The sequence below is a fragment of the Nocardia sp. CA-145437 genome, assembly GCF_050956485.1.
GTDB lineage: Bacteria > Actinomycetota > Actinomycetes > Mycobacteriales > Mycobacteriaceae > Nocardia.
Genome location: NZ_CP191204.1, coordinates 5,968,614 through 5,993,864, shown reverse-complemented (window position 1 = coordinate 5,993,864; position 25,251 = coordinate 5,968,614). Strand labels below are relative to the sequence as shown.

21 protein-coding genes are annotated in these 25,251 nt (G+C 71.0%); 8 read left to right on the top strand and 13 right to left on the bottom strand.

The genetic code is table 11. From position 1 onward, the window contains the following. Nucleotides 1–60: 60 nt before the first annotated feature. The 5 genes from ACQPYY_RS27870 to ACQPYY_RS27850 form a co-directional block, all read right to left on the bottom strand. Nucleotides 61–1,485, bottom strand: a complete 1,425-nt coding sequence (locus ACQPYY_RS27870) for a protein kinase domain-containing protein (protein ID WP_433591581.1) — start codon at nt 1,483–1,485, stop codon at nt 61–63. A 99-nt stretch (nt 1,486–1,584) separates the two neighbouring features. Continuing rightward, the gene (locus ACQPYY_RS27865; protein WP_433591580.1) at nt 1,585–2,745 is read right to left on the bottom strand and encodes a VWA domain-containing protein; all 1,161 of its coding nucleotides are present in this window, start codon (nt 2,743–2,745) and stop codon (nt 1,585–1,587) included. Between the two features lie 97 nt (nt 2,746–2,842). Then, the gene (locus ACQPYY_RS27860) at nt 2,843–5,197 is read right to left on the bottom strand and encodes a DUF5682 family protein (protein WP_433591578.1); all 2,355 of its coding nucleotides are present in this window, start codon (nt 5,195–5,197) and stop codon (nt 2,843–2,845) included. Further along, a complete protein-coding gene (locus ACQPYY_RS27855; protein WP_433594749.1) occupies nt 5,194–6,306 on the bottom strand; it encodes an ATP-binding protein in 1,113 nt (370 codons plus the stop codon). Before ACQPYY_RS27855 ends, ACQPYY_RS27860 begins: the two co-directional genes overlap by 4 nt. A 2-nt stretch (nt 6,307–6,308) precedes the next feature. Continuing rightward, complete coding sequence (locus ACQPYY_RS27850) at nt 6,309–9,449, bottom strand: DUF5691 domain-containing protein (protein ID WP_433591577.1); 3,141 nt, start codon at nt 9,447–9,449, stop codon at nt 6,309–6,311. 187 nt (nt 9,450–9,636) lie between these two features. On the opposite strand from ACQPYY_RS27850, the gene ACQPYY_RS27845 reads away from it, so the two are divergent. After that, nucleotides 9,637–9,936 (top strand): SelT/SelW/SelH family protein, encoded by a 300-nt coding sequence (locus tag ACQPYY_RS27845; RefSeq protein WP_433591576.1) that lies wholly within the window; start codon nt 9,637–9,639, stop codon nt 9,934–9,936. Here the strand turns inward: ACQPYY_RS27845 and ACQPYY_RS27840 are convergent. Then, nucleotides 9,933–10,154, bottom strand: coding sequence for an FmdB family zinc ribbon protein (locus ACQPYY_RS27840; RefSeq protein WP_379093988.1), 222 nt, complete (start codon nt 10,152–10,154; stop codon nt 9,933–9,935). The genes ACQPYY_RS27845 and ACQPYY_RS27840 overlap by 4 nt on opposite strands. A 110-nt stretch (nt 10,155–10,264) precedes the next feature. Between ACQPYY_RS27840 and ACQPYY_RS27835 the strand changes: the two genes are divergently transcribed. Further along, the gene (locus tag ACQPYY_RS27835; RefSeq protein WP_433591575.1) at nt 10,265–11,824 is read left to right on the top strand and encodes a carboxylesterase/lipase family protein; all 1,560 of its coding nucleotides are present in this window, start codon (nt 10,265–10,267) and stop codon (nt 11,822–11,824) included. Nucleotides 11,825–11,855: 31 nt separating this feature from the next. Here the strand turns inward: ACQPYY_RS27835 and ACQPYY_RS27830 are convergent, their stop codons facing one another. From ACQPYY_RS27830 to ACQPYY_RS27820, 3 genes are all read right to left on the bottom strand, one after another. After that, nucleotides 11,856–13,151, bottom strand: a complete 1,296-nt coding sequence (locus ACQPYY_RS27830) for a cytochrome P450 (protein ID WP_379095803.1) — start codon at nt 13,149–13,151, stop codon at nt 11,856–11,858. 283 nt (nt 13,152–13,434) lie between these two features. Continuing rightward, complete coding sequence (locus ACQPYY_RS27825) at nt 13,435–14,151, bottom strand: TIGR03089 family protein (RefSeq protein WP_433591574.1); 717 nt, start codon at nt 14,149–14,151, stop codon at nt 13,435–13,437. Beyond that, nucleotides 14,139–15,599: an LCP family protein gene (locus ACQPYY_RS27820; RefSeq protein WP_433591573.1), complete on the bottom strand. Its 1,461-nt coding sequence runs from the start codon at nt 15,597–15,599 to the stop codon at nt 14,139–14,141. Before ACQPYY_RS27820 ends, ACQPYY_RS27825 begins: the two co-directional genes overlap by 13 nt. A 274-nt stretch (nt 15,600–15,873) precedes the next feature. Here ACQPYY_RS27820 and rfbD point away from each other — a divergent pair, with 274 nt between their 5' ends. The 3 genes from rfbD to ACQPYY_RS27805 are packed head-to-tail and all read left to right on the top strand — an operon-like array spanning nt 15,874 to nt 18,860. Beyond that, entirely contained in the window at nt 15,874–16,791 is a 918-nt protein-coding gene (gene rfbD / locus ACQPYY_RS27815) for a dTDP-4-dehydrorhamnose reductase (protein WP_433591572.1), read from the top strand. Then, nucleotides 16,788–17,708 carry a glycosyltransferase family 2 protein gene (locus ACQPYY_RS27810; RefSeq protein ID WP_379094003.1) on the top strand — a complete coding sequence of 307 codons (921 nt, stop codon included), beginning with the start codon at nt 16,788–16,790 and terminating at the stop codon, nt 17,706–17,708. The genes rfbD and ACQPYY_RS27810 overlap by 4 nt, the downstream gene beginning before the upstream one ends. A 60-nt stretch (nt 17,709–17,768) precedes the next feature. Next, nucleotides 17,769–18,860: a sugar phosphate nucleotidyltransferase gene (locus ACQPYY_RS27805; RefSeq protein ID WP_213559707.1), complete on the top strand. Its 1,092-nt coding sequence runs from the start codon at nt 17,769–17,771 to the stop codon at nt 18,858–18,860. Between the two features lie 79 nt (nt 18,861–18,939). Here the strand turns inward: ACQPYY_RS27805 and ACQPYY_RS27800 are convergent, their stop codons facing one another. Continuing rightward, nucleotides 18,940–19,158, bottom strand: a complete 219-nt coding sequence (locus ACQPYY_RS27800; RefSeq protein WP_433591571.1) for a DUF4287 domain-containing protein — start codon at nt 19,156–19,158, stop codon at nt 18,940–18,942. 161 nt (nt 19,159–19,319) lie between these two features. On the opposite strand from ACQPYY_RS27800, the gene ACQPYY_RS27795 reads away from it, so the two are divergent. The 3 genes from ACQPYY_RS27795 to ACQPYY_RS27785 are packed head-to-tail and all read left to right on the top strand — an operon-like array spanning nt 19,320 to nt 21,845. Continuing rightward, on the top strand, nt 19,320–19,907 hold the full coding sequence (locus tag ACQPYY_RS27795; RefSeq protein WP_357283517.1) for a TetR/AcrR family transcriptional regulator: 588 nt from the start codon (nt 19,320–19,322) through the stop codon (nt 19,905–19,907). A gap of 38 nt (nt 19,908–19,945) precedes the next feature. Further along, a complete protein-coding gene (locus ACQPYY_RS27790) occupies nt 19,946–21,427 on the top strand; it encodes a phytoene desaturase family protein (protein WP_433591570.1) in 1,482 nt (493 codons plus the stop codon). 16 nt (nt 21,428–21,443) lie between these two features. Then, entirely contained in the window at nt 21,444–21,845 is a 402-nt protein-coding gene (locus ACQPYY_RS27785) for a hypothetical protein (RefSeq protein ID WP_379094013.1), read from the top strand. Here the strand turns inward: ACQPYY_RS27785 and ACQPYY_RS27780 are convergent, their stop codons facing one another. The 3 genes from ACQPYY_RS27780 to ACQPYY_RS27770 all read right to left on the bottom strand — a co-directional run bounded on the left by ACQPYY_RS27780 (nt 21,846) and on the right by ACQPYY_RS27770 (nt 25,248). Beyond that, nucleotides 21,846–22,772 carry a cation diffusion facilitator family transporter gene (locus ACQPYY_RS27780; protein WP_433591569.1) on the bottom strand — a complete coding sequence of 309 codons (927 nt, stop codon included), beginning with the start codon at nt 22,770–22,772 and terminating at the stop codon, nt 21,846–21,848. Nucleotides 22,773–22,843: 71 nt separating this feature from the next. Beyond that, nucleotides 22,844–24,067, bottom strand: coding sequence for a mannose-6-phosphate isomerase, class I (manA, locus tag ACQPYY_RS27775; RefSeq protein ID WP_379094019.1), 1,224 nt, complete (start codon nt 24,065–24,067; stop codon nt 22,844–22,846). Further along, nucleotides 24,067–25,248 (bottom strand): tobH protein, encoded by a 1,182-nt coding sequence (locus tag ACQPYY_RS27770; RefSeq protein ID WP_379094022.1) that lies wholly within the window; start codon nt 25,246–25,248, stop codon nt 24,067–24,069. The genes manA and ACQPYY_RS27770 overlap by 1 nt, the downstream gene beginning before the upstream one ends. Between the last annotated feature and the right edge of the window lie 3 nt (nt 25,249–25,251).

Below are 25,251 nucleotides of genomic sequence, written 5' to 3'. Positions count from 1 at the left end.
GTGCGGCCCCGGGTAATCCGGCGGATCCCTGGAATCCGGGTGGGGGAGATCCCCCAGGTCTCACAGGGTGATGCGGAAGGCCTGGTCGCCGAGGACGCTCTCGGGCGTGCGATGGTCGGTGAAGGCCGAGTACACGATGGTGTCGGGCTGCAGCGGGGCGTCGGCCTTGGACTTGCTGCCCTTGACGATCACCGCGATCACGATGATGACGATGACCAGCACCGTGACGATAGCGGCGATCAACCAGGCGGTGCTGTTCGAATTGCGTTGCCGAGGAGCGTAATACGTTTGCGGGGCATGGTGGGCGTAGGTCTGCGGCGGCTGGTACGACGGACCCTGCTGACTCGTGAAATGTTGCGGCGCGGGCTGGTTCGGGTACGCGGGCGTCGAGGTCTGCTGGTTGTGGATCGGGTGGTGCGGGTACGACGGGGCCTGCTGGTTCGGGTACGACGGGCCCGACGTCGGCGGCGACGGGTACGCGGGGCCCTGATTGGTGTAGGCGGGGCCGGGGCCGACCAGCGGGCGCGGGGTCGACGGGGTGGGCGTCGGCGGGCGCTGGATCACCGGCTGCGGGCGGGCCGGGGTCGGCGGGCGCGGGGCCACGATCGGCTGGGGGTGCGCGGGCGTCGGGGGACGCGGCGGGGCGGCCGGAGCCGAGAGGGCTCGTTCGGCGGCCGTGGCGAATTCGACGCACGAGCGGTAGCGGTCGGCGGGACGCTTGGCCAGAGCCTTGGCCAGGACGGCGTCGATGGCCCGCGGCAGGGCCTGGCGCAGCGGGCTGGCCGGGGGCGGCGGCTGCTGCAGGTGGCCGCGGATGACGGCGGCCGGGCTGGTGCCCTCGAACGGGACCGCGCCGGTGAGCAGCTGGAACAGCGTGCAGGCCAGCGAATACTGGTCGGAGCGGCCGTCGAGGGACGCGCCGGTCAGCTGCTCGGGGGAGGCGTAGGCGAGAGTGGCGGTGACGGTGCCGGTCTGGGTCAGATGCCCGGTGTCGTCACGCAGGCGGGCGATACCGAAGTCGGTCAGGTAGACCCGCTCGCTGGAGCCGGTCTTGGAAGACGAGCGGGCCAGCAGGATATTGGCCGGCTTCACGTCCCGGTGCAGGACATTGAGGCCGTGCGCGTAGTCGAGGGCCTTGGCGGTCTCGGTGATGATCTGGACCGCCCGCAGCGGCGGCAGCGTGCCGGGGCTGATGGAGGAGGCGTTCACGCCGTCGATGAACTGCATCGAGATCCACAGCTGCTCGCCCTCGTCGCCGCGGTCGTAGACGGTGACGATATTCGGGTGGTCCAGCCGGGCGACGAGATCCGCCTCGCGGATGAAGCGGGCGCGAATCTCGTCGTCGGAGAACATCTCCTGATTGAGCAGCTTGAGGGCGGTCATCCGGGGCAGCCGCGGGTGCTTGGCCAGATACACCGAGCCCATGCCGCCACGGCCGAGCTCGCGTTCGATGACGTAACCGGCGAACACATCACCAGAGCGCAAACCAAGCACCCGCTTCCCGAAACCAAATCTGCCACGAGCCTGAATCCGCCAGGCAGCCTATCAAGTGCCCGACACCGATCGATTGTCGCTGACCAGCCCTCAACCCGCGTTGAGATGCGCCCAAGCTTGCACGTCACCGCGGTCCAAGGCCACCGCGAGCAGGTCCGGGAACTTGTCCGGGGTGCACGCGAAAGCGGGCACACCCAGGGCGGTCAGCGCCGCCGCGTTGTCGCGGTCGTAGGCCGGGGCGCCCTCGTCCGACAGCGCCAGCAACACCACCACCTGCACCCCCGATTCCTTCATGGCGCGAATGCGCCGCAGCATCTCCGCTCGGACTCCGCCCTCGTAGAGATCGGAGATCAGCACGAACAGCGAATCGGCCGGGCGGGTGATGAGCGATTGCGAGTACGCGATGGCCCGATTGATATCGGTGCCGCCGCCCAGCTGGGTGCCGAACAACACCTCCACCGGATCCGACAGCTTCTCGGTGAGATCCACGACGGCGGTGTCGAACACCACCAGCGAGGTGCGCAGCGACCGCATGGACGCCAGCACCGCGCCGAACACCGACGCGTACACCACACTCGACGCCATCGACCCGGACTGGTCGATGGCCAGCACCACGTCCCGCTTCACCGCCTGTGCCTTGCGGCCGTACCCGACCAGTCGCTCGGGCACCACGGTTCGGTGATCGGGCAGATAGTTCGCCAGGTTCTTGCGAATCGTTCGGTCCCAGTCGATGTCCCGCAGTTTGGGGCGCGACACCCGGGCCGCCCGGTTCAGCGCGCCGCCCACGGCGGCCACGGTCTGCGCCGCGATCCGCCGCTCGATCTCCTTGACCACCTTCTCCACCACCATGCGCGCGGTGGCCTTGGTGGTCTCCGGCATCACCCGGTTCAGGCTCAGCAGCGTTCCGACCAGGTGCACATCCGGTTCGACCGCTTCCAGAAGCTCGGGCTCCAGCAGCAATTCGGTGAGGTTGAGCCGATCCACCGCGTCCCGTTGCATCACCTCCACCACGGTCGAGGGGAAGTAGCGGCGAATATCGCCCAGCCACCGCGACACCTGCGGCGCGGACCCGCCGAGCCCGCCCGAGCGCCGTCCGCTCCCGCCCTGCCCGGAGTCGTAGAGCGACCCCAGCGCGCGGTCCATCGCCTGATCGTCGGGGTTGCTCAGGCCGCCGCAGCCGAGCCCGGCCTCCCCGGCGCTGCCAAGCACCAGCCGCCACCGCCGCAGCTGCGCTTCGTCGATCTCGTTCATGCCATCCCCCACGATAAGTATGAGTGGTAACTGGTTGTGCCCCAAGCGGAGTCGTGCTCCGGGCCGGGCCGGCTCCGGCCACCGCCGCGCGGGCTCATCAGGCCACTCCGAGGATCTCGGCCGCCGCCCGCATGGCCAGCGTTCCGCGGGTCGCGTCGTACTCGGTCCCGCCGGTGGCCGCAGTTATCGGCGCGCCGTGACGGACAGCCTGGCCGATGGCCTGCCGCTCCCCGGCCTCGAACGCGCCGAAGGTCCGGCGCAGCAGGGGCAGGGTGGCCACGAACTGGTCCTCGTCGAGGCCACCCAGCCAGCCGTCGATGAGCGACAACAGGTTTCGGTCGTGCACCAGCAGCAGGCCGCGGCCGCCGAGGAAGCCGTCGATCCAGGCCGCCTTGTCCGGCGCGGTGCGGCCGACCGACAGCGCCGCGGATAGTCGGCGGCCGGACTCCTCGTCGCCGATGCGCTCGGCGTCGCAGAGCAGCCGCACGGCGCGGCCGACGATGCCGCCGTTGACGTCGTCGCGATCGGCCAGCGTCTCGAGGGTGGACAACCAAGTCTTCGAGGCCCATTCGTCGTCGCGGTTCGACAGCGCCAGGTGCACCGCGTCGATCCGGCTGCGCAGCGCGGCGGCCGCGTCGGCGTCGAGTCCGGTCACCGCGCCCGGCAGACCGGCGCAACTGCGGACCAGCAGGCTGTCCGCCACCCGGGTCAGCGCCGCGCCGTCGGTGCCGCGCACATCGCCGTAGCGGGCGATGCGCAGCAGGCCGGGCAGCGCCGACATCAGGTGGGTGACATCGTGATCCAGGGCCGCTACGGTTTCCAGCCGGGCGATCAGTCCGTCGGTGGCCCCGCCGAGATCGGCCAGCAGGGCCTCCTCCAATGCGGACGCCACCTTCCCGACCGTGGCGTCCGGATCCCGGGCGGCGTCGAGGATCTTCGCCTCGGCGGCCGACCGCAGGGTGGTGCCCCAGCGCGACGCCTCCACGATCGCGATCGCCAGTTCCGGCCGCCAGCGCAGGGTCCAGGTCTCGCGGAAGGTGCCCGCGTTGCGGACCTGGCTGTCGGTCAGCCGCCCCCACTCGATGCCCAGCAGCCGGAGCCGGTGCAGCAGACGCGATCTCGCGAGCCCGCCGTCGGTGCGCAGATCCAGGTCGACGGTGCGCTCCAGGGCCTGCTGCTTGAGCCGCAGCGTCTTGATCTGGGCCCGCAGGTCCGCCTCCAGCGGCACCGTCGGCGTGCCCTCGGGCACCGTCCCGAGCGCCTCGCCCACCACCAGTTCGGTGCTGACCAGCCGCAACAGGGTCTCGTCGCCGTCGCACAGCACCGACCGGGTGGCCTCGGTGACCTCCGACAGTCCGGCCAGCGGCCGCTCCCGCAGGGTCGCGAGAGTCTCGGCCAGCCGGATGGATTCGATGATGTGCGCGCTCGACACCGGCAGATCGTGGGCGCGCAGGGTGCCCGCCACCTTGGTGAGCCAGCGGGCGATCGGCTGGTCGGTCTCGGTGAACAGGTGGTGGTACCAGCCCGGGGAGGTGATGCCCGCGCCGTAGCCGGACGAGCTCGCCAGCCGCGAATGCGTCCACGGCACCCAGGTCAGCGTGGCCTTGCCCTTGGGCATGCCCTTGAGCAGCCGGGCATCGGCCGCGGCCGGGCCCAGCTTGCCCTCCAGCGCGGGCGCGTGCCACGCGCCGCACACCACGGCCAGCCGTTTCGCCCCGTCCTTCAAGGCTTTTCGCATGATCTGGCGCATGTGCGCCTCGCGTCGCAGGGTGTGCGGGTCCACCGTGATCCGCGCCGTGGCGGCCGAGAAAGGCTCCTCCTCCGTTGCCACGGACCCCTCGGCCGGGACAGCGGAATCGGCTTCCTCCGAAACCTCCGGAAGATCCTCCGCGTGTTCGCGCAGCGCCGCCATGGCCTCGTTGACCGCCGGGAAGATATCGGCGTCCGAGGCGGATTCGACGATGGCGTCCCACCAGCGTTCGGCGTCGTCGTAGCCGGCGGCCGAGGCCAGGATGCCGAGCGGGTCGGTCCGATCGCCCGGCTCGTCCTCGACGGCCAGGCAGATCGAGGCCGGCAGGTCGCAGAAGCCCGCGGTCACACCGTTCTCCGCCGCGTACCGCAGCGCCACCCACTCCGGGGAGAAGGTCGCGAACGGCCAGAACGCGGCCTTGGCGGGACTGTCGGGCTGATAGGCGAGCAGGGCCACCGGCGGTGACATGCCCTCGGCCGCAACGTAACCGACCAGTGGATCGGCGTCCGAAGGGCCCTCGATGAGGATGGCGTCGGGACGGAACCGCGCCAGCGCCAGCGCCAGCGAGCGCGCCGACCCGGGGCCGTGATGGCGGATGCCGAACACCCGCGTCTCGGCCGGGCCTGCGGCCTCGGTGGAAGCCACGCTCTGGCTCGGCAGGGCGGTCTCGGCGGTGTCGGTCGGGATCGTGGCGGCCGTCATTGGTGGACCTCGCGGCAGGCGCGGTAGAAGTCCGCCCAGTCCGCGCGCTGCCGCACAACGGCTTCCAGGTACTCGGTCCACACCACCTGGTCGGCCACCGGATCCTTGATGACCGCGCCCAGCACCGCGCCCGCGATATCGGCGGGCCGCAGCACACCGTCGCCGAAGTGCGCCGCCAGCGCGAGGCCATTGGTGATCACCGAGATCGCCTCGGCCGTGGACAGTGTGCCGGTCGGCGACTTGAGCTTGGTGCGGCCGTCCTCGGTCATGCCCGAGCGCAGTTCCCGGAACACCCGCACCACGCGGCGGATCTCCTCGGCGGCGGCGGGCACGGCGGGCAGTTCCAGTGCGACACCGAGCTGTTCGACGCGGCGGGTGACGATGGAGACCTCCTCGTCCTCCCCGGCCGGCAGCGGCAGCACCACGGTGTTGAACCGGCGGCGCAGCGCGGAGGACAGCTCGTTGACGCCGCGGTCGCGGTCATTGGCGGTGGCGATCACATTGAAGCCCTTGGCCGCCTGTACCTCCGTGCCCAGTTCCGGCACCGGCAGCGTCTTCTCCGACAGCACCGTGATCAGCGCGTCCTGCACATCCGACGGGATGCGGGTGAGCTCCTCGAGCCGGGCGATGGACCCGGCGCGCATGGCGGTCATGATCGGCGAGGGCACTAGCGCCGCCTCGCTCGGACCCTCGGCCAGCAGCCGGGCGTAGTTCCAGCCATAGCGGATGGCCTCCTCGGCGGTACCGGAGGTGCCCTGCACCAGCAGCGTCGAATGCCCGGCGATGGCGGCCGAGAGATGTTCCGACACCCACGTTTTCGCGGTGCCGGGGACGCCGATCAGCAGCAGCGCGCGGTCGGTGGCCAGGGTGGCGACCGCGACCTCCATGATCCGGCGCGGGCCCACGTACTTGGGCGTGATCACGGTGCCGTCGGACAGTGTGCCACCGAGCAGATAGGTGACCACCGCCCACGGCGACAGGTTCCAGGAGGGCGGCCGTGGGCGGTCGTCGGCCGCGGCCAGGGCCTTCAGCTCGTCGGCGAAGGCCTGTTCGGCGTGCGGGCGCAGCAGGGCGTCCGGTTCCTGAGCGATGGTGACTTCCTGAGCAATGGTCACTGCAACTCCTCGAGCATCGTCTTGCGTTCAATGAGGTCATGGGCGAGCTGGTCGAAAGCCTGCTCCCAGTACGGATCCGCGCAGCGGCGGGCCAGACCGGACACCAGTCCGGCCAGTTCCACCGGGAAGTGGGCGGACGCCGCGCGGAACAGCGTCCGATACGAGCCGGGCACCAGGCTGGGCGCACCCGGCCGGTCGGCGCACAGCTGAGCGCGCTCGGTGAGCAGCCGCAGCACGTGCTCGGCCATCGGGCCGGGCCACTGCCGGGGCATGGCGCGCAACAGGGATTCGATCTCGGCGAGCCAGCTGGAATCCAGGCCGCGCAGGTACCGCACCTGATCGGCCTCGGGCTGGAGCGCGAACAGCGCGCGCAGCTTGTCGGAATCGGCGTCGCGGGCGGCCGGACCGGAGATCGCCCCGAACAGGGCCCGCGCCCACGCCGGATCGCCCTGCGCCAGTGCGGCATCGGTCCAGCCCGCGAACATGGGTCCGCGCACACCGTCGGCCATGGACACCCGGACCGCCTCCTCGGGGGACCCGAGCAGCCGTTCCCAGTGCCGCAGCGGCGTGGCCGCCACCACCCGGTGCAGCCATTCGGTGGCCAGATCGGGTGCGCCGCCGGCGCGGTAGGCGGTGTAGCCGAAGGAATCCCCGACCCCGTCGCGGCGGGCCGCGTCGTCGAGCACGCCGGGGCCGGTGGTGACCAGTAGCGGCGTGACCGGGCGCGCGCCGAAACTCAGCCAGGCCGACGCCCGCTGCGACATCCGTCGCGCGAACGCCGAATCCGGCAGCCGCCCCAGCAGATCCGCGGCCAGCCGCCGCACCTCCGCGCGCCGATCGTCGAGCGCGGTCTCGAGCAGCGGCTCGTCGGCCGGCGAGAGCCCGTCGGCGAGCACCGCCAGCAGGTCGGCCTTACCGGGCCCGGACTCGGTGCCCCACGATCCGGCCAGCACGGCGCTCGCGGCCGCCGGATCGCGCTGCCGCAACTGGGCCAGCCAGCTGCGCCGTTCCGTCGTCCGGCCGTGCGACCACACGCTGTCGTCCTCGGCGGCCGCCCGCACCAGGGACTTCCAGCCCGGATGCTGCCCGGCCAGCCACCGTCCCCGCGCCCCGGCCAGCCGCAACAGCGGCTCCCGATGCGGCGCGAGCGCTTTGGCGCGATCGAGCAGGACGCTCACCAGGCCGTCCGGCGCGCGGAAATCCCGCGGCGCGGCCAGCGCGAACCACTCCTCGAGGAACGACGAATTGTCCGACAGCATGTCGACCAACCGCGCTCCCGCGGCGGCGGGCAGCAACGGCCGCTCGTCATCGGACGCGGCGGCGCCGCGCTCACCGGAACCGGCGGTGACGCCGCCGCGCGCGAAACAATCCTGCAGCGCAATGGATTCCAGCAGAACAACCGCCGGATCCCCGCTCAGCGCGGTCGCGGCCGAGGTGACGGGCGAGGCCAATCCCGACAGGTCCGCCTGCCGTCGTGCCGTGCCCACCAACGCCGCCGACACCAGCTCGGCGCTACCGGCGTCCTCTATCCCGCCGCGGACGGGGTTCGGAGTCCCCAGCGCCACACCGACATCCACCATCACACCGTCGGCGAGCGCTGCGACGGGAATTAGCCCGTCGACGGTCCACTCGGCCAACAGGGTGACCGCGTGCCCGCCGGACAACCCGAGCAGCCGCCACGGCTCACCCTCGGACGTCGACACCGGCAGTGTGTCGCCCCCGGATTCCACTATTTCCCAACCCTTTTCGCCCCGAACCGGAACGACATCGGCCAGCAGCACCGGCCACGACCGCAGGAACGGATCGGCTCCCAGCGCCCGCGCCTGTTCATCCAGAGCGGCGGCGATACCACCCGGCCGCAAGTCCGACCTCGTCGCGTCCCCGTTCGCCCCTGCGCTGGACACGTTCGACACGGCCTTGGCCTGGTTCGACAAAGCCTCGGCGTAGTTCGACATGGCCTCGGTCTGGTTCGACACCGGCTCGGCGTGGTTCGACGTCGCCTCGGCCTGGTTCGACGTGGCCTCGGCCAGGTGGCTGCCCACGTCGGGGACGTGTGTGTCGGATCCGTCGCGGGCAGCTGCCGCCATCGGCGCGGCACAATCGCCGCGGTTGTTCTCGCCGGTGAATCCCGGCAGCGGGATCGTGGTGAAGGGTTCGGGAATGTCCTCGTGGCGGTCGCCCCAGATGGCGCGCAGCGGCGCGGCGGCGGGATAGAAGTGCAGGTTCGCGTCCACCTGGAACCCCGGGGCCCGGGTGTCGTTGGGGAAGGCGGGACTGCCGTAGTGGTGGTCCAGGATCAGGGCCCAGCGGCCCGAGGCCCGTCCGCGCAGCCAGACCCGGCGGGTGTAGAGGCCGTCCTCGGTGGTGGTGCGGACGCCCAGCACCTGCCAGCGGTCGCGGACCGCGGGTTCGGCGCGGACCGAGTCGGCCGGGGTCTGATAGCCGATATGGGTGCGCACGCTGGCGCGCAGGCCGGGGGAGAGCTCGTCGAGGCGGGTGTGCGCGGTCGCCAGCAGGTGCAGCCGGGCGTATTCGCGCAACAGTAGCCGGGGCCAGTCGGAATGGCTTGTGGCGAGCGGCAATTGGCGCAAGGTGGCGGCCACGCCGGGGGCCTGCGCGTCGACCATGCGCGCCGCCACGGTCTCGAAGGCGCGCATCGAACGGTCGGACTGGGCCAGACCGGTGCGGACCTGGTCGGTGAGCCAGGTGTCCAGGTCGGCCAGGCCCGCGGTGACCCGGGCGCGGCGCTGATCGGCGGTGGCCCCGGAGCTCGCCGCGGGCGTGGCCTCGGGCGCGGCCTTCTTGGCGGCGCGGGCGGCCCGGCCGCCCAGCCAGTCGGCCGCGAAATCGCCCACGGCGTCCGCGGTGGGCACCTCGCCCGCGCTCCACGACAGCAGCAGCGACAGGGCGTGCTTGCACGGGAACTTGCGGCTCGGGCACGTGCATTTGTACGCGGGTCCGGCCAGGTCGACGATGGTTTGGTACGGGCGGCTGCCGCTGCCCTTGCACAGCCCCCACAGCGCCGTGTCGTGAATCCCGGTGCCGCTCCACTTGCCGCGCAATGTGCGGGCGGCGGTCAGCGACGCGGCGTCCGGTGCGAGCGAGCCGATGTGGTCGGCGGTCCAAGCGGTGGTCATCCATCCCCCTTCCTCGGTTGACATATTTCTATCCGAGGGCACCGACAGATCCGGGCGTCACGCCGTGGCCGGGCCGGCCGCGGAAGTCGTTCCGCCGCCACCGATTCGGACGATGCGGGCGGTGCGTACCGAGGGCCGCCGACGGGTGCGGGCGGCGCTGTCGGTGGGGCGGGATAGGGTCGCGGACATGCCTCGCGTAGCGATCGAATACTGCACACAGTGCCGCTGGCTGCTCCGCGCGAGCTGGATGGCCCAGGAGTTGCTGACCACCTTCGCCACCGACCTGTCGGAGGTCGCCCTGGTTCCGGGCGAGGGTGGCGTCTTCCGCATCACCGTCGACGGCGAGCAGATCTGGGAACGCAAGGCCGACGGCGGTTTTCCCGATATCGCCCTGCTGAAACAACGCGTCCGCGACCGCGTGGCCCCGGATCGCGCACTGGGCCACGCGGACAAGAAGACGGACGAGAACGCCGGACCGGCGAGCTAGCAGCAGCCTCCGCCGCCGCAGCAACCCCCGCCGGCCGGCGGGGCCGGCATGGACACCGGGGCGGCGCCGCCACGGCTCACGGTTCCGAAGGTGGTCAGCAGCTTGACGGTGTCGTCGTGGCCGTCGGGGCAGGTCGCGGGGGCGGACGCCTCGGCCATCGGACGGGTCAGCTCGAAGGTGTCGCCGCAGCTGCGGCATCGATACGCATAGCTCGGCACCCGGCCAGCGTAGACCACACCGCCGAGCTCGTGCGGCGCGCTGACGATGATCGCCCGGCGACCCGCGAACCACCAGTACCCTCGATTTACGGAGTACGAGGAGGTGTCGTGTGAACACTCGGATCTTCGACGAGCGGACCGAACGCGATGAGGTGCCGGTGGCACGGACGGTGTCCGGCGACGTGTCCGGCGCCGTCATCGGGTCGGCCGCGGTCTGGCGGGGCATTCCCTACGCCGACAGCACGGCCGGTCCCCACCGCTTCCGCCTGCCGCAACCCGCGCGACCCTGGACCGGCGTCCGCGAATGCGTGCGCTACGGCGACGTCGCCCCGCAGACCCCGGGCTTCGTGCCCGTCGACGCCAACCTGCGCATGGGCGAGAACTGCCTGTGGCTCAATGTCTGGGCCCCGGCCGCCGCCGTCGACGAACCCCGCCCGGTCATGGTGTGGCTGCACGGCGGCGCCTACTGCCTGGGGACCGCCGCCCAGGCCATCTACGACGGCCGCCGCCTCGCCGAGGCCGGTCAGGTGATCGTGGTCGGCGTGAACTACCGGGTCGGGGCCCTGGGCTTCCTGGACCTGTCCTCGCTGGGCGAGGAGTTCGTCCCGAACCTGGGCCTGCACGACCAGATCGCGGCCCTGGCCTGGGTGCGCGACAATATCGCGGCCTTCGGCGGGGACCCGGGCAATGTCACCATCTTCGGCGAATCCTCCGGCGCGGGCTGCGTCACCGCGCTGCTCACCTCGCCGCTGTCGGCGGGCCTGTTTCATCGCGCTATCGCCCAATCACCGCCCGCCACAGCGGTTTTCGGTCCGGAGCGGGCCGCCGTGGTGGCCAAGCGCTATCTGGAGCTGCTGGAGCTGCCGCCCGATCGCGCTATCGAACTGCTCACCATGCCGCTCGAACGCATGGTGACCGCGGCGGGAACCCTCTTCGACGAGGTGCCCGCGCGGGAACCGGGCCGCCTGGCCGCCGCGCCGGTGGTGGACGGCGATGTGCTGCCCGGCTACCCGAGCGAGCGCTTCCAGCAGGGGCGGTCGCATCGGGTGCCGCTGCTCATCGGCACCAACAAGGACGAATCCTCGCTGTTCCGGCTGCTGCGCTCGCCGATCATGCCGGTCACCCCGGACGCGGTGAACTCCATGCTGCGTTCGGTCGCCGCCGAGCATCCGGGCCTGTCACCCGAACGCGTCGCCGAGTTCGCGGCCGCCTACGCCGCGGGCACGTCGCGCGGCGCGATGATCATGTCGACCGACGCCGCGTTCCGGATGCCCGCGCAGTGGGTGGCCGACGCGCACTCCACGCACTCGCCGACCTGGATGTACCGGTTCGACCATGCCACCCCCATGCTCAAGGCGGCCCGGGTCGGCGCGGGCCACGCCACCGAATTGCCGTATGTGTTCGGCAATTTCGGCTCCTTCGACTACGACCCGACCTTCTGGCTCGGCGGACGCAAAGCGGCGCAGGAGGTTTCGGGCCGGGTGATGCGCCGCTGGCTGGCCTTCGCCGAATACGGCGTGCCCGCCGCCATCGACGGATCCAAGCACTGGCCGCCCTACCACGCCGCCACCCGGACCACGCTCGTCATCGACGGCGTGGACCGGGTCGTCGACGATCCCGACCGCGACCGCAACTCCGTGTGGGGCGACGACGTCGTCGGCTTCTACTGAGCCGCAACCGATCCCGCCCCACCGCGGCGGGCTACACGGTGGCGGTGGCCCGGCGGCCCAGGTGCGCGGGCAGGTGCGCGTACCCGTGCAGCGTGTAGAGCGGGCGGCGTTCGGGTGCGCCCGCCAGCGCCAGATCCGGGAACGCGTCGAACAGCGCGCGCAGCGCGTGCACGCCCTCCATCCGGGCCAGGCTCGCGCCCAGACAGGTGTGGATGCCGCTGGAGAAGGTCAGGTGCTCGCGGGCGTTCGCGCGGGTGATGTCGAACCGATTGGGGTCGGTGAACTTCTGGGGATCGCGGTTCGCGCCCGCCAGCGACATCACCAGGACGCTGCCCGCCGCCAGCCGCTGATCGCCGACCTCGGCGTCGGCCAGGGCGATGCGCGCGGTCATGGTGACCGGCGGGTCGAAGCGCAGGATCTCGTCGATCGCCTGCGGCCACAGGTCCGGATCCGCGCGCAGCATGGCCAGCTGCTCCGGGTGCGACAGCAGCTGGACCACGCCGTTGCCGATCAGGTTCACGGTGGTCTCGAACCCCGCGCCCATGAGCAGGCTCGCGGTCGCCTTCAGCTCGCGCTCGTTCAGCTCCCCGGCCGTCACCAGACTGGACAGGATGTCCTCGCCCGGGGTGGCCCGCAGCTTCGCCAGATGCCCGTTCAGGTACTCGTCCATCACGCTCATGGCCGCGTACGCGTCGCGCCAGGCCCGCCACGAGATGCCGATGTCCAGCAGCGGGCTGGCGGCGTCACCCCAGCTCAGGAACTCGTCGCGGGACGCCTGCGGAAAACCCAGCATCTCGGTGATGATGGCGATCGGCACCTGCTGGGCGAAGGCCGCGATCAGGTCGGCCGAGCCCTCCGGCGGCAGCTCGTCGAGCAGTTCGGCGGTCACCGACTCCACCCGATCACGCAGCCGGCCGATGGCGCGCGGGGTGAACGCCGCCGACACCGACTTGCGGATGCGGGTGTGATCGGGCGGATCGATCATCAGCATGGACGGCGGCTCCACCGGATTCGGCGGCGTCTGCGCCCGCTTCAGGCGATCGCGCAGCCAGGCGGGCATGTCCACGCCGTCCGGGCCGAACGCGCCGAAGCGGTTATCGCGCAGGATGGCGCGGATCAGCTCGTAGTCGGCCGTCGCCCAGGTGTACGGGTTGTGCACCAGGCGGCCGCGGGCACGGATGTCCTCGATCAGGGGATACGGATCGTGGAGCGCGTCCGACGTGGTGATCAGTTTCGCGAACGGAACATCGTGGCGGGCCTGCCAACGCAGACCCCAGCGCGGGGCACCGTGCTCGACCATCCATCGGGCCCAGTATCGGGGACTCATCATCGCGGGACTCCCTCGTCATCGGATGATTCCACGGTACGTAAACGCTTGCCGTGGATAAACATCCCGAGGAGGGAAAGTGTGCTCCTACCGGGGTAGGAGCAACTCTCAGGGGCAAGCCCCTGAAACCCCATGTAGCCCGATGACGGCAGCCGCTGGAATCCCATGTAGCCCGATGACGGCAGCCGCTGGAATCCCATGTAGCCCGATGACGGCAGCCGCTGGAATCCCACGTCGACCGACGACGCCAGCCGCTGGAACCCCATCGCCCGGCGGCGGATCGTCAGCGGCGCTGGGCGGTGACGCGCTCGGTGGCGACGCGGCGCTCCTGGGCGGCGGGGTCGGGGTTGGTGACCTGGACGAGTGAGGCGCCGGCGGCCAGTACCGCGACGAAGCCGTCGATCAGTTCGGCGGGGGTGTCCCAGGACGTGGTGGACAGGACCCGGTCCTCGGCGGTGAAGCCCTGGCGGGCAGCCGATTTGCGGGCTTCGTCGAGGACGGCGGAGACCGAGGTGCCGTCCAGGGCGCAGCCGATGCCGTGCGGGCGGAACTGGTCGCCGTGGACGCGGACCGAGGTGGCGTAGTCGGTGATGCCGATCGGCAGATCGCGCACCGGCATGCCCATCGGGTCCAGCGAGAGCGCGGCCACCTCGGCGATACCGTCGGCCTCGTCGATGCGGTCGGCGGTCACCAGCGCCAGTTCGGCGTCCGGATCGGCGTCCAGCACCACCTCGACGCCCGCCCACCAGCAGCCCAGCAGCACCGCGGCGGTCTGCCAGTGCGCCGGCAGCAGGACCGCCACCCGGGCGCCGGAGGTGAGCCCGAATTCGTCGCGAATCATATTGGCGGTCTTGGCCGCCCAGTTGGCCAGCGTGAGCGCGGAGAGTTCGATGCGCGCGCCGGTGGCGTCGTCGTAATAGGTGATGCGCGGCCCGGCGGGGTCGCGGGCGAGGATGGGGTCGAGTACCGCTTCGGTGAGCGTCTCGTTCAGTTCACGCATTTCGGTCCGTTCGTGCCGGCGTCGATAGGTGGGGCTGGGGGCACGGGCGTCGCGGTCGCGGTTCCGGAGAAATCGAACGTGACGCTGCCCTTCGCCGAACCCGGACCAGAGTAGTCACCCGCCAGCACCACCCGGACCGAGCCCTCGGGCAGTCCCGGCTCCGCCATCACCGGCAGCCCGCCCAGCGCCTGCGCCACCGCGCGCGCCTTGGGGTCGCCGCCCGAGGCGGCCAGCACCCGGCTGCTCTGCACCGGCCCGCCGATCCAGTTGTCCACCGTGCCGGTGCGGAAGCCCTTGGCCGCCAGCGCCTGTGCGGCCTGCGCGGCCAGGCCGCCGGCGCCGGAGGCGTTGTAGACGTCGGCGACGACCGTGGACGGCTCGATGCCGCCGTCGCCCTTGGTGTCCTCGTCGTCGTCGCCGACCGCGGCGGTCACGTACTTGTGCACGGCTGTCGGATCCACCCGGACCACGGATTCGCCGTTGTCGGTCCAGCCGTTGAGGTCCTTGACCGGAATGGTCTCGAACTTCACCTCGCCGCCCGCCAGGTCCTGCAGCTGGTGCAGGAAGCTGAGCACGTCCCAGTCGTCGTCGAGCACCACGGTGCGGCCGACCGCGTCGCTGAGCTCCTTCAACCGGCCGGGGCTGGCGAGCACCTTGGCGCTGAGCACCTGGTGCACCAGCTGCGCCATGTACACCTGCTGGCGCACGATCCGGTCGATATCGCCGCGCGGCAGGTCGTGGCGCTGGCGCACGAAACTCAAAGCCTGTGCGCCGTCGAGCTTCTGCTTGCCGGACGGGAAGTCCGCGCCCGAGAGCGGTTCGTCCACCACGTTGTTCAGGCACACGTCGACCCCGCCGACCGCGTCGGTGAGCAGCACGAAGCCCAGCAGCCCGACCTCGGCGTAGTGGTCGACGGTGATGCCGGTGAGCCCGGCCACCGACTTGACCAGCGCCTGCCGTCCGGCCTGGGTGGAGCGCTTGTCCGCCTCGGCGGGGGAGACGCCCTGATCGATCAGCTTCTGCTGCAGGGTCGACTTGGTGATGCCGTACGCGGAGTTGATCTTTCCCTTGCCCAGGCCCGGGATGTCCACGTAGGAGTCGCGCGGGATGGAGACGGCGACGGCGGACCGCCCGTTGTTGGGCACCCGGATCAGGATGATGGTGTCGGTATTGAGTCCGCCCTCGCCGTCGTCGCCGGCGTGCAGCATGGCCAATTCGTCCTGGGTGAGCGGATTTCCGTGCGCGTCGGTGCGTGAGTCGATGCCGACCATCAGGATGTCGGTCGCGCCGTCGGACTTGCCGCCGCCCAGTCCCAGATTGCCGATCCGCTCGATGCCCGACACCAGCTGGTCCACGCTGTGCCAGCCGAGTCCGGTCACCGTCAGGGTCAGCACCGCGGCCAGCGCCGCCAGTGCCCGGCCCGGCCCGCCCCGCTGCCGCGGGCGCATCGCTGATGGGCGGGACCCTTTCGGCACGGATGCCCAGGCACTCTCCGGCAACCGACTGTCCTTTCCAAACTCGGCCCACTGGACCCCGGCAAGCGAGGTCGAATCGAATGGGAGACCCCCACCCTGCAGGCTAGTGGCGGTAACCGTTCAGTTGCCGTAGCCCGGACTCCGTGAGTCGCGCCGATGTCGCCCGATTACCCCGGTCTGTCCGAATGAATCCACAGGTCGCGACGGGTTCGCGAGGTGGCGGACGTGGCGTGCCACACTGACAGCCGTGATTGCCGACGACGTGAGCCCGACCACCGGACAGCCGCGCCACGAGACCGCCCGGCTGCTGGTGACCGGAGCACGCGGCCAGCTCGGCCGGGCGCTGACCACCCTCGCCCCCGGGGCGCGCGGCCTGGCCCACGCCGATCTCGACATCACCGCCGCCGACGCGGTGCGTGAACTGGTGAAACCCGGTGACGTACTGATCAACTGCGCGGCCTACACCGCTGTCGATCAGGCCGAGTCCGAGCCCGAGGCCGCCTTCGCGGTGAACGCCACCGGGCCGGGCGTGCTGGCCCGGGTGTGCGCCGAACGCGGCGCACGGCTCATTCACGTCTCCACCGATTACGTGTTTCCCGGCACGGCCTCCCACCCGTACGAACCGGACGATCCGACCGGACCGGCCACGGTCTACGGGCGGACGAAACTCGCTGGCGAGCAAGCGGTTCTGGAGTATTCGCCGGACGCGCGCATCGTGCGGACCGCCTGGGTCTACACCGGTGACACCGGTGATTTCGTGGCGACCATGCGGCGGCTGGAGGGCGAGCGCGACACCATCACGGTGGTGGACGACCAGATCGGCTCGCCCACCTACGCCTTCGATCTCGCGGCGGGTCTGCTGGAACTCGCGGGGACGCTGGGGACGGGTGTCAATCCCGGGGTACCCCGAATCCTGCACGCCACCAATGCCGGACAAGCCAGTTGGTTCGATCTGGCCCGCGCGGTCTTCGCGGGCCTCGGCGCGGACCCCGAACGCGTACGGCCCTGCGGCACCGAGGATTTCCCGAGACCCGCTCCGCGCCCGGCGTATTCGGTCCTTTCGGGCAATTCGTGGGCCGCGGGCGGCCTGTCGCCGCTGCGGGACTGGAAGTCGGCACTGAACGACGCACTGGCCGCCGTCTCCGACTATCCTGGGCCCCCGTGAGCCCCTCGGATTCTGTCGGACAGCCCCCCGCCGCGGCGAAAAAACCGCAGCTGGCAGTCGTCACGGTGACCTACTCGCCCGGCGAGCACCTGGAACACTTCATCAGCACCCTGGCCATCGCGACCGGTGAGAAGCCGCAGGTCATCCTGGCCGACAACGGCTCGGTCGACGGTTCCCCGGAACTGGCCGCCGAGGCCAACGCCCACGTGCGCCTGCTACGCACCGGCGGCAATATCGGCTACGGCGGCGCGATCAACCGCGCGGTGGCCGAGATCGACCCGGACATCGAGTTCATCGTCATCGCCAACCCGGACGTGCGCTGGAGCACCGACGCCATCGACGAGCTGCTGGCCGCCGCCCGCCGCTGGCCGCGCGCCGGTGCGCTGGGCCCCAAGGTGCTCGAGCCGGACGGCAGCACCTACCCGTCCGCGCGCTCGGTGCCGGGCATCGCCGACGGCGCCGGCCACGCCATCCTGGGCAGCATCTGGCCCAAGAACCCGTGGACGCTGCGCTACCGCCAGGACAACGAGGCCATCTCGGAGCGTTCGGTGGGCTGGCTGTCGGGTTCCTGCCTGCTGGTGCGTCGCGCGGCCTTCGATTCCATCGACGGTTTCGACTCCCGTTACTTCATGTACATGGAGGATGTCGACTTCGGCGACCGGATGGGCCGGGCGGGCTGGCACAATGTCTTCGTGCCGTCCGCCGAGGTCACGCACGCCAAGGGGCATGCCGCGGGTCGTCACCCGGAGACCATGCTGCCCGCCCATCACGCCAGCGCGTACCGTTTCCAGGCCGACCGGCATCCGCACTGGTGGCAAGCCCCACTTCGGGTGGCACTGAAAGCTGGACTTGCGGTGCGCTGCAAACTTGCGGTTCGATCCGCACTGCGCGAACGAGATCGAAACGGCTCTGTTTAACATCTGGGGCGGTTAGGATCTGCGGTCGCGTATCACTGACCACCTGACACAGGGGAGAAGATGGCGAACAGCGGTAACACCGCCGGGTCCACGGACGCGGTGATCCTGGTCGGAGGCCAGGGCACCCGCCTGCGTCCGCTGACCTTGTCCGCTCCCAAGCCGATGCTGCCCACGGCCGGACTGCCGTTCCTGCAGCACCTGCTCGCGCGCATCGCCGACGCCGGCATCACCCACGTGGTGCTCGGCACCTCCTACAAGGCGGAGGTGTTCGAAGAGCACTTCGGCGACGGCTCCGACCTCGGCCTCGAGCTCGAATACGTCACCGAGAGCGAGGCCCTGGGCACCGGCGGCGGCATTCGCAACGTGCTGCCCAAGCTGCGCGCCGACACCGTGCTGGTGTTCAACGGCGACGTGCTCGGCGGCACCGACCTGGGCGGGGTGCTCGAGACCCACCACACCTCCGGCGCGGACGTCACCCTGCACCTGGTGCGGGTCAGCGACCCCCGCGCCTTCGGCTGCGTCCCCACCGACGAGAACGGCCGCGTCACCGCGTTCCTGGAGAAGACCCAGGATCCGCCGACCGACCAGATCAACGCGGGCTGCTACGTCTTCCGCCGCGAGTACATCGAGAAGATCCCCGCGGGCCGTCCGGTCTCGGTCGAACGCGAGACCTTCCCGTCCCTGCTCGCCGAGGGCGCGCACATCCAGGGCCACGTCGACGTCTCCTACTGGCGTGACATGGGCACTCCCGAGGACTTCGTGCGCGGCTCGGCCGACCTGGTCCGCGGCATCGCCCCGTCCCCGGCGCTGCCGGGTCAGCGCGGCGAATCCCTGGTCCACCCCGGTGCGGGCGTCGCGCCCGGCGCGCTGCTCATCGGCGGCACGGTCGTCGGCCGCGGGGCCGAGGTCGGCGCGGGCGCTCGCCTGGACGGCGCGATCCTGTTCGACGGGGCACGGGTGGAAGCCGGTGCCACCGTGGAACGTTCGATCATCGGCTTCGGCGCCCGGATCGGTCCGCGCGCCCTGGTCCGCGACGCCGTCATCGGCGACGGCGCGAATGTCGGCGCGCGTTGTGAACTGCTGCGTGGCGCGCGCATCTGGCCGGGGGTCGACATCCCGGACGGCGGCATCCGCTTCTCCACCGACGTCTGATCCGTCACAACGACATCGGCCGCTCCCATGGAAGGGGGCGGCCGATGTCGGGTGTGTGGCGGAGGTTTCCGCGGCGCGGTCAGCGCTCCCACTTGCCGGGGTTGAGGTGGAATTGCGCCAGCGCGGTGGCGTGCCCGTGACCCATCTCGTGCTCGGTCTTCAGCCAGTTCACCAGGTCCTTCTGCCCGGTGATGCCGGTCTCGGCGAGCAGGGTGAACCAGTCGTCCACGGAGCGGCCGTATGTGGTCTCGATGGACGGGAAGTACGAAGCCGGTCCGTGGGGCTTGGTGGTCGCCATGTCAGTCTCCTCCGCGTTGGGTGTCATCGGTGTGGACGGTGCGGCCCAGTGGAATTCATCGTGCCGTGGCGAGGGTCACAGGTGGCGAGAAGGCTCGCGGGGTCGGGCGGGTGACCGATCTTTTGCGTCGGTAGATTGTCTAGCGGTGCTAGAGTGCGGTTATGAGCGCCATCCAGACCCGCAAGGAACGCGAACGCATCGAACGGCGGCAGCGCATCATCGACACCGCGCGGGAGATCGCCGAGACCGAGGGCTGGGACGCCGTCACCGTGCGCAAACTCGCGGATCGCATCGAATACAGCCAGCCCGTCCTGTACAGCCACTTCGCCGGGAAGGACGCCATCGTCTCCGCGGTCGCCGAGGCGGGGATGGCCGAATTCGCCGGGGTGGTCCGCGAACTCCGCGAGTCCGCGGACACCCCCGAGCAGGCCCTGCGCGCGGTGGTCCAGGGCTACCTCGACTTCGCCCGCGACAGCGCCGCCCTCTACGACGCCATCTTCCTGCTGCGCACCGACCTGAAATTCGGTCCGGACGCGCCGCAGGCCCTCAAGGACGCCTTCGTCGAACTGCTGCTCACCTTCGCTCCCTTCGCACCGCCGCACGACCCCGAGACCTTCACCGAGGTCGCCTGGAGCACCATGCACGGGCTGGCCACGCTGGATCGGGGTGGCCGCCTGCGGCCCGACTTTCGGCAGCAGCGCCTGGAAATCCTGGTCGCCCAATGGGTTCGCGGTGACCGACCCCACTGATCACCCACGGATCTCCCACCCGGGCATACGCTGAAAGCATGGCTGACGCGGTGGTGGTCGGATCCGGTCCCAACGGGCTCGCGGCGGCGGTGATCCTGGCCCGCGCCGGGCTCGACGTCGAGGTGTACGAGGCCGCCGACGGGATCGGGGGCGGGTGCCGCACCGGCGAGGTCACACTGCCGGGCTTCCACCACGACCTGTGCGCGGGCGCGCATCCGATGGCGGTGGCGTCCCCGTTCTTCCGGGCCTTCGACCTGAAGGCGCACGGTGTCGAACTACTCACCCCGCAGGTGTCCTACGCGCATCCGCTCGACGGCGGCCGCGCCGGGCTGGCCTGGCTCGACCTCGACCACACCGCTGACGGCCTGGGCCGGGACGGCGGAGCGTGGCGGCGGCTGTTCGGTCCGCTGGTGCGCAAGTGGGAGGACCTGGTCGCCCTGCTCATGTCGGATCTGCGGCATCCGCCGATCGACCCGTCCGGCATGCTGCGCCTGGACCCCGGGATCGAACTGCGCGTCCTGCGCCGGATGGTCGAGCAGGCGACGCCGTTGTGGGACATGCGTTTTCGCGAGGATGTGGCGCCCGCGCTGCTCACCGGTGTGTCGGCGCACGCCATCCGGCCGCCGCGCGGATTCCCGGGCGCCGGCGTGGCCATGCTGCTGGGCACGCTCGCCCATGTGCGCGGCTGGCCGGTGCCGCGCGGCGGCAGCCAGGCCATCATCGACGCCCTCGCCGAGGATCTGCGCGTCCACGGTGGGCGCATCATCACCGGCCACCGCGTCGACTCCCTCGACGAATTCGACGAGGTCCGAGCGGTATTGCTGGATGTCGCACCCGCCGAGCTGCAGCGCATCGCGACGCTGCCCGCGCGATACGACTTCGCGCTCAACAGGTTCCGCTACGGCGGCGCGGCCTGCAAGGTGGATTTCGCGCTCTCGGGTCCGGTGCCGTGGCAGGCGCGGGGGTGTGATCGGGCCGGAACTCTGCACCTGGTCGGCACTCGCGCCGAGGCCGTGGCCGCCGAAAAGGCCGTCGCCGCAGGGCGGCACGCGGAGCGGCCCTATGTGCTGGCCATCCAGCCCGGCGTCGTCGACGACACCCGTGCGCCCGCAGGCAAGCACACCCTCTACACCTACGCGCACGTGCCCAACGGCTCGGCCGAGGACCTCACCGAGACCATCACCGCCCAGGTCGAACGCTTCGCGCCCGGCTTCCGTGACCTGATCCTGGCGACCCATGCGCGCACCGCGGTCACCATGCCCGCGCACAATCCGAACTACATCGGCGGCGACATCTCCGCGGGCGCGATGACCCTGCGCCAGACCGTCTTCCGGCCCGCCCCGCGCTGGAACCCGTACGCCACCCCGCTGCCCGGCGTCTACCTGTGCTCCTCGGCCACGCCGCCGGGGCCGGGCGTGCACGGCATGAACGGCTACCATGCCGCCCGCCATGCCCTGCGCAAGGAGTTCGGCATCCCGACCGATCCGCTCGAACTGCTTACCGGCCGCTGGCGCATCTGATTGCTACGCTGCGGCCATGGCCGGTTACTCGGGCACGCCGCTCCCGCGCAAGCTCGGCATCAAGCCCGGGAGCCGGGTGCTGCTGGCCGGAGCGCCGGCGGGATTCGAGCTGGGGGAGTTGCCCGGCGGGGTGCTGTTGCACCGCCGCGCCGGGATCGGGCCCTATGACGTGATCCTCGGCTTCTGCCCCGACCGCGCCGCCCTGACCCGCCGGTTCTCCGGCTGGCGGGAGCGTCTCGCGATCGACGGCGGCCTGTGGCTGGCCTGGCCCAAGAAGTCGAGCGGCGTCCCCACCGATCTCGGTGAGAACGCCGCTCGCGCTTACGGTCTGGGCCAGGGCCTGGTGGACAACAAGGTCGCCGCCATCGACGGCACCTGGTCGGGTTTGCGGTTCGTGGTCCGCCTCGCCGATCGCTGACTACTGCTGGACCGGCTGGGCGCGATAGAGATCCGGCTCCAGGTAGATGACCCGGGCGGCCGGCACCTCGGCGCGCACCCGCGCCTCGGCCTCGTCGATGGCCGCGGCGATCTCGGCGATCTCCAGACCGGGCACGATGGCGACCTTGGCGGCCACCAGCATTTCCTCCGGCCCCAGGTACTGGGTGCGCAGGTGGATGACCCTGTCGATGCAGCGGTCGTCGACCAGGGCGGCGCGGATGGCCGCGTCCTCCTCGGGGGTCGCGCCCTCGCCGATGAGCAGGCTCTGCATCTCGACGATCAGGATGACGGCGATGACGCCGAGCAGGATGCCGATCGACAGGGTGCCGACGCCGTCCCAGATCGGGTCGCCGGTGATCATGGTCAGGCTGATCGCGGCGAACGCGAGGACCAGGCCGATGAGCGCGCCCGAGTCCTCCAGCAGCACCACCGGCAGTTCCGGATTGCGCGAGTTGCGGATGAACCGCCACCAGCTGGCATTGCCCTTGAGCGGCTTGGACTCCCGCATGGCGGTGATGAAGCTGAACCCCTCGAGCCCGATGGCCAGGCCGAGGATGACGATCGCGACGATCGGGTTGGACAGTTGCTCGGGATGCTCGATCTTGTGGATGCCCTCGTAGATGGCGTACACCGAGCCGAGCGCGAAGATGACCAGCGCGACCACGAACGAATAGAAGTAGCGGTTGCGGCCGTAGCCGAACGGGTGCAGCTCGTCGGCCTCCTGTTCGGCCCGGCGCTGTCCGAGCAGCAGCAGGCCCTGGTTGGAGGTGTCGGCCACCGAGTGCACGGCCTCGGCGAGCATGGACGCGGAGCCGGTGATGGCCGCGCCGACGAATTTGGCCGCCGCGATGCCCGCATTCGCGCTGAGCGCCGCCAGGATGGCCTTCTTACCGCCGCCCGCAGACAATGAACCGCCCCTTCCGATGTCCGTTTTGTCGAGAAAACGTGTGTGACCGGGAGGAGCCTACAGTCCGCTCGTCACTCCTCGCCCACCGCGGCGCAGAACAGCTGCGCGGGACCGTCCACCGCCTGAGCCCGGATTCCGCCGTCCGCCGCCGAGATCCACGCCGCCCGACCGCACTCCACGATCAGGTCGTGATTGCCCTGGAAGAGCCGCGCCCGGCCATGGGTGACCAGCGCGATCACCGGACCGGAACCCACCACCGTCACCGGCTCGGCCTCCGGCTCCAGCTCGAAGCGGCTGAGCGCGAACTCCGGCGCGGGCGTGTGATAGCGGAAGACGCTGTCCGACACCTGCTCCGCGCGCACCACCGGCAGGTCGAGCGGCTCGAAGTCGAGCACCCGCAGCAGCTCGGGCACGTCCACGTGCTTGGGGGTGAGCCCACCGCGCAGCACATTGTCGGAGTTGGCCATGATCTCCACGCCCACCCCGCGCAGGTACGCGTGCAGGTTCCCGGCATCGAGGAACAGGCCCTCGCCGGGCTCCAGGGTGATGCGGTTGAGCAGCAGCGCCGCCAGCACCCCGGCATCGCCGGGATAGGCCTCGGCCAGCTCGAGCGCGGTGCGCACCTCGGCGACGAATTCCTTACCGCCGCTGCCCGCCTCGGACAAGTAGCGCACGCAGCCGTCGAGCACCTTGGGCAGCAGCGTGCTCAGGCTCGCCTGCGGCAGCGCGATCCAGGTGGTGAACAGGGTGCGCAGGCCCGCGGAGTCGGGCTGGGCGGCAAGCAGATCGGCGTACTGGCTCAACTCGGGGACGTCGAGGGCGGCGAGCAGCCGCACGGTCTGGCGCGGATCGCGGAACCCGGCCAGCGCCTCGAAACGGCCCAGCGCCACCACCAGTTCCGGCTTGTGGTTCTCGTCGCGGTAGTTGCGCATGGCCGAGTCGATGGAAACCCCGGCGTGGTTCTCCCGCGCGAACCCGGCCCGGGCCTGTTCGACGCTGGGATGCGCCTGCAGCGAGAGCGGCTCCTCGGCGGCCAGGATCTTCAGCAGGAACGGCAGCCGTCCGCCGAATTCGCCTGCCACCGGCCCGAGTTCGTGTTGCGGGTCGGCGCTGACCAGCTCCAGCAGGGATTCGCTGTGACCGTTGATCTGTACGCGGGCCGGATCGGCGGGATGCGCCCCGAACCAGAGTTCGGCTTCCGGATGCGCGGAGGGAACCGGCCGTCCGCACAGCTGTGCGAGCGCGGTGCGTGAACCCCAGGCGTAGGAACGCAGCGCACCAACGAGTTCGTGCACTAGTAATTGCCCCCGTCGTAGCGTCCCGGTCCGGTGGCCGGGCGGGAACCGAGTAGTCGGAGATAGGCGGCCGCCATCTCCAGCCGAAGTGCGAGTACCGCAAGCTTTTCCACCTCGCCGCTCGCGGCGGCGGGCACGGGCTGCCCGGGTGCGTCGGCTGGCGGGGCGGCGGCCGCCTCCGTGTCCACGGTGATCAGGTCGGTGTCGACGAGCCCGGCGTCCGAGCCGAACACGGCCAGCCGGCGACGCACGGCGACCTCGTCCGGGTCGGCGCTTACCACGAAGATCCGCACCTGCTCCACCGGCGCGGGGCCGTCGAGCTCCTCGTCGTGGAACAGCGGATCGAAGCCGGGCGCGGCCACGCCCGCGGCCTGCACCAGGCGGCCGTGCGCGGCAATGGCTTCCGAGAGCGAGACGGCCGCGGTGACCTGTCCGGCCGCGGCCAGCAGCACCTCCGACCCGTGTCCGGCGAGCTCGGCGGCCGCGGCGGAATCACCGGCCAGCACGACGCGCTTGCGCTGCATCATGCGGGTGGCCAGGGTCTTGGCCGGATTGTGGAAGGCCTCGTGCTGCGGGCCGTCGCGCAGCGCCTCCTCGTCGAGCAGGTCTGCGAGAGTGTTCAATTCGGGCACCAGCGGTCCGACCCGATGCGGGTCGATGGTGCTCAGCACGGCCAGGCCCGCGGCCAGATAGCGCAGCATCAGATTGTGGTCGAGCACCCGCACCCGCGGCGCGAGAATGGTGGCGCGCCCGGCGGCCGCGGCCCGGATCGGGCCCTCGTCCGGTGCGGCGACGACCACTTCGGCACCCCGTCGGAGTGCTCGGTCCACCGCCTCGGACAGGCGCGGATCACCCGCGTCGTCACCGGCCACCAGCACCACGTCCAGCGGCCCGACCCACGGCGGGACCGAGGTCGCCGGCACCAGCGGCAGACTGGTGTGGTCGCCCAGGGCCGCGATCAGCAGCGCGGCCGCGCGGGCGGCGCGTCCACTCCCGGAGATCAGGACCAGACTGCGCGGGCGCAGATCGGTCAGCCGGGCGAGCGCATCCTCGGAAAGCGCGGCGGCGGTTGCCCTTACCTGCGCTCCCCCCGATGCGGCGGAGCGCAGCACACCCCCGGCGTCGGCCGCCTCCAGCGAGGCGACGTCATCGAGGTCGATTACCGGTGTCCCAGCGATCATCGG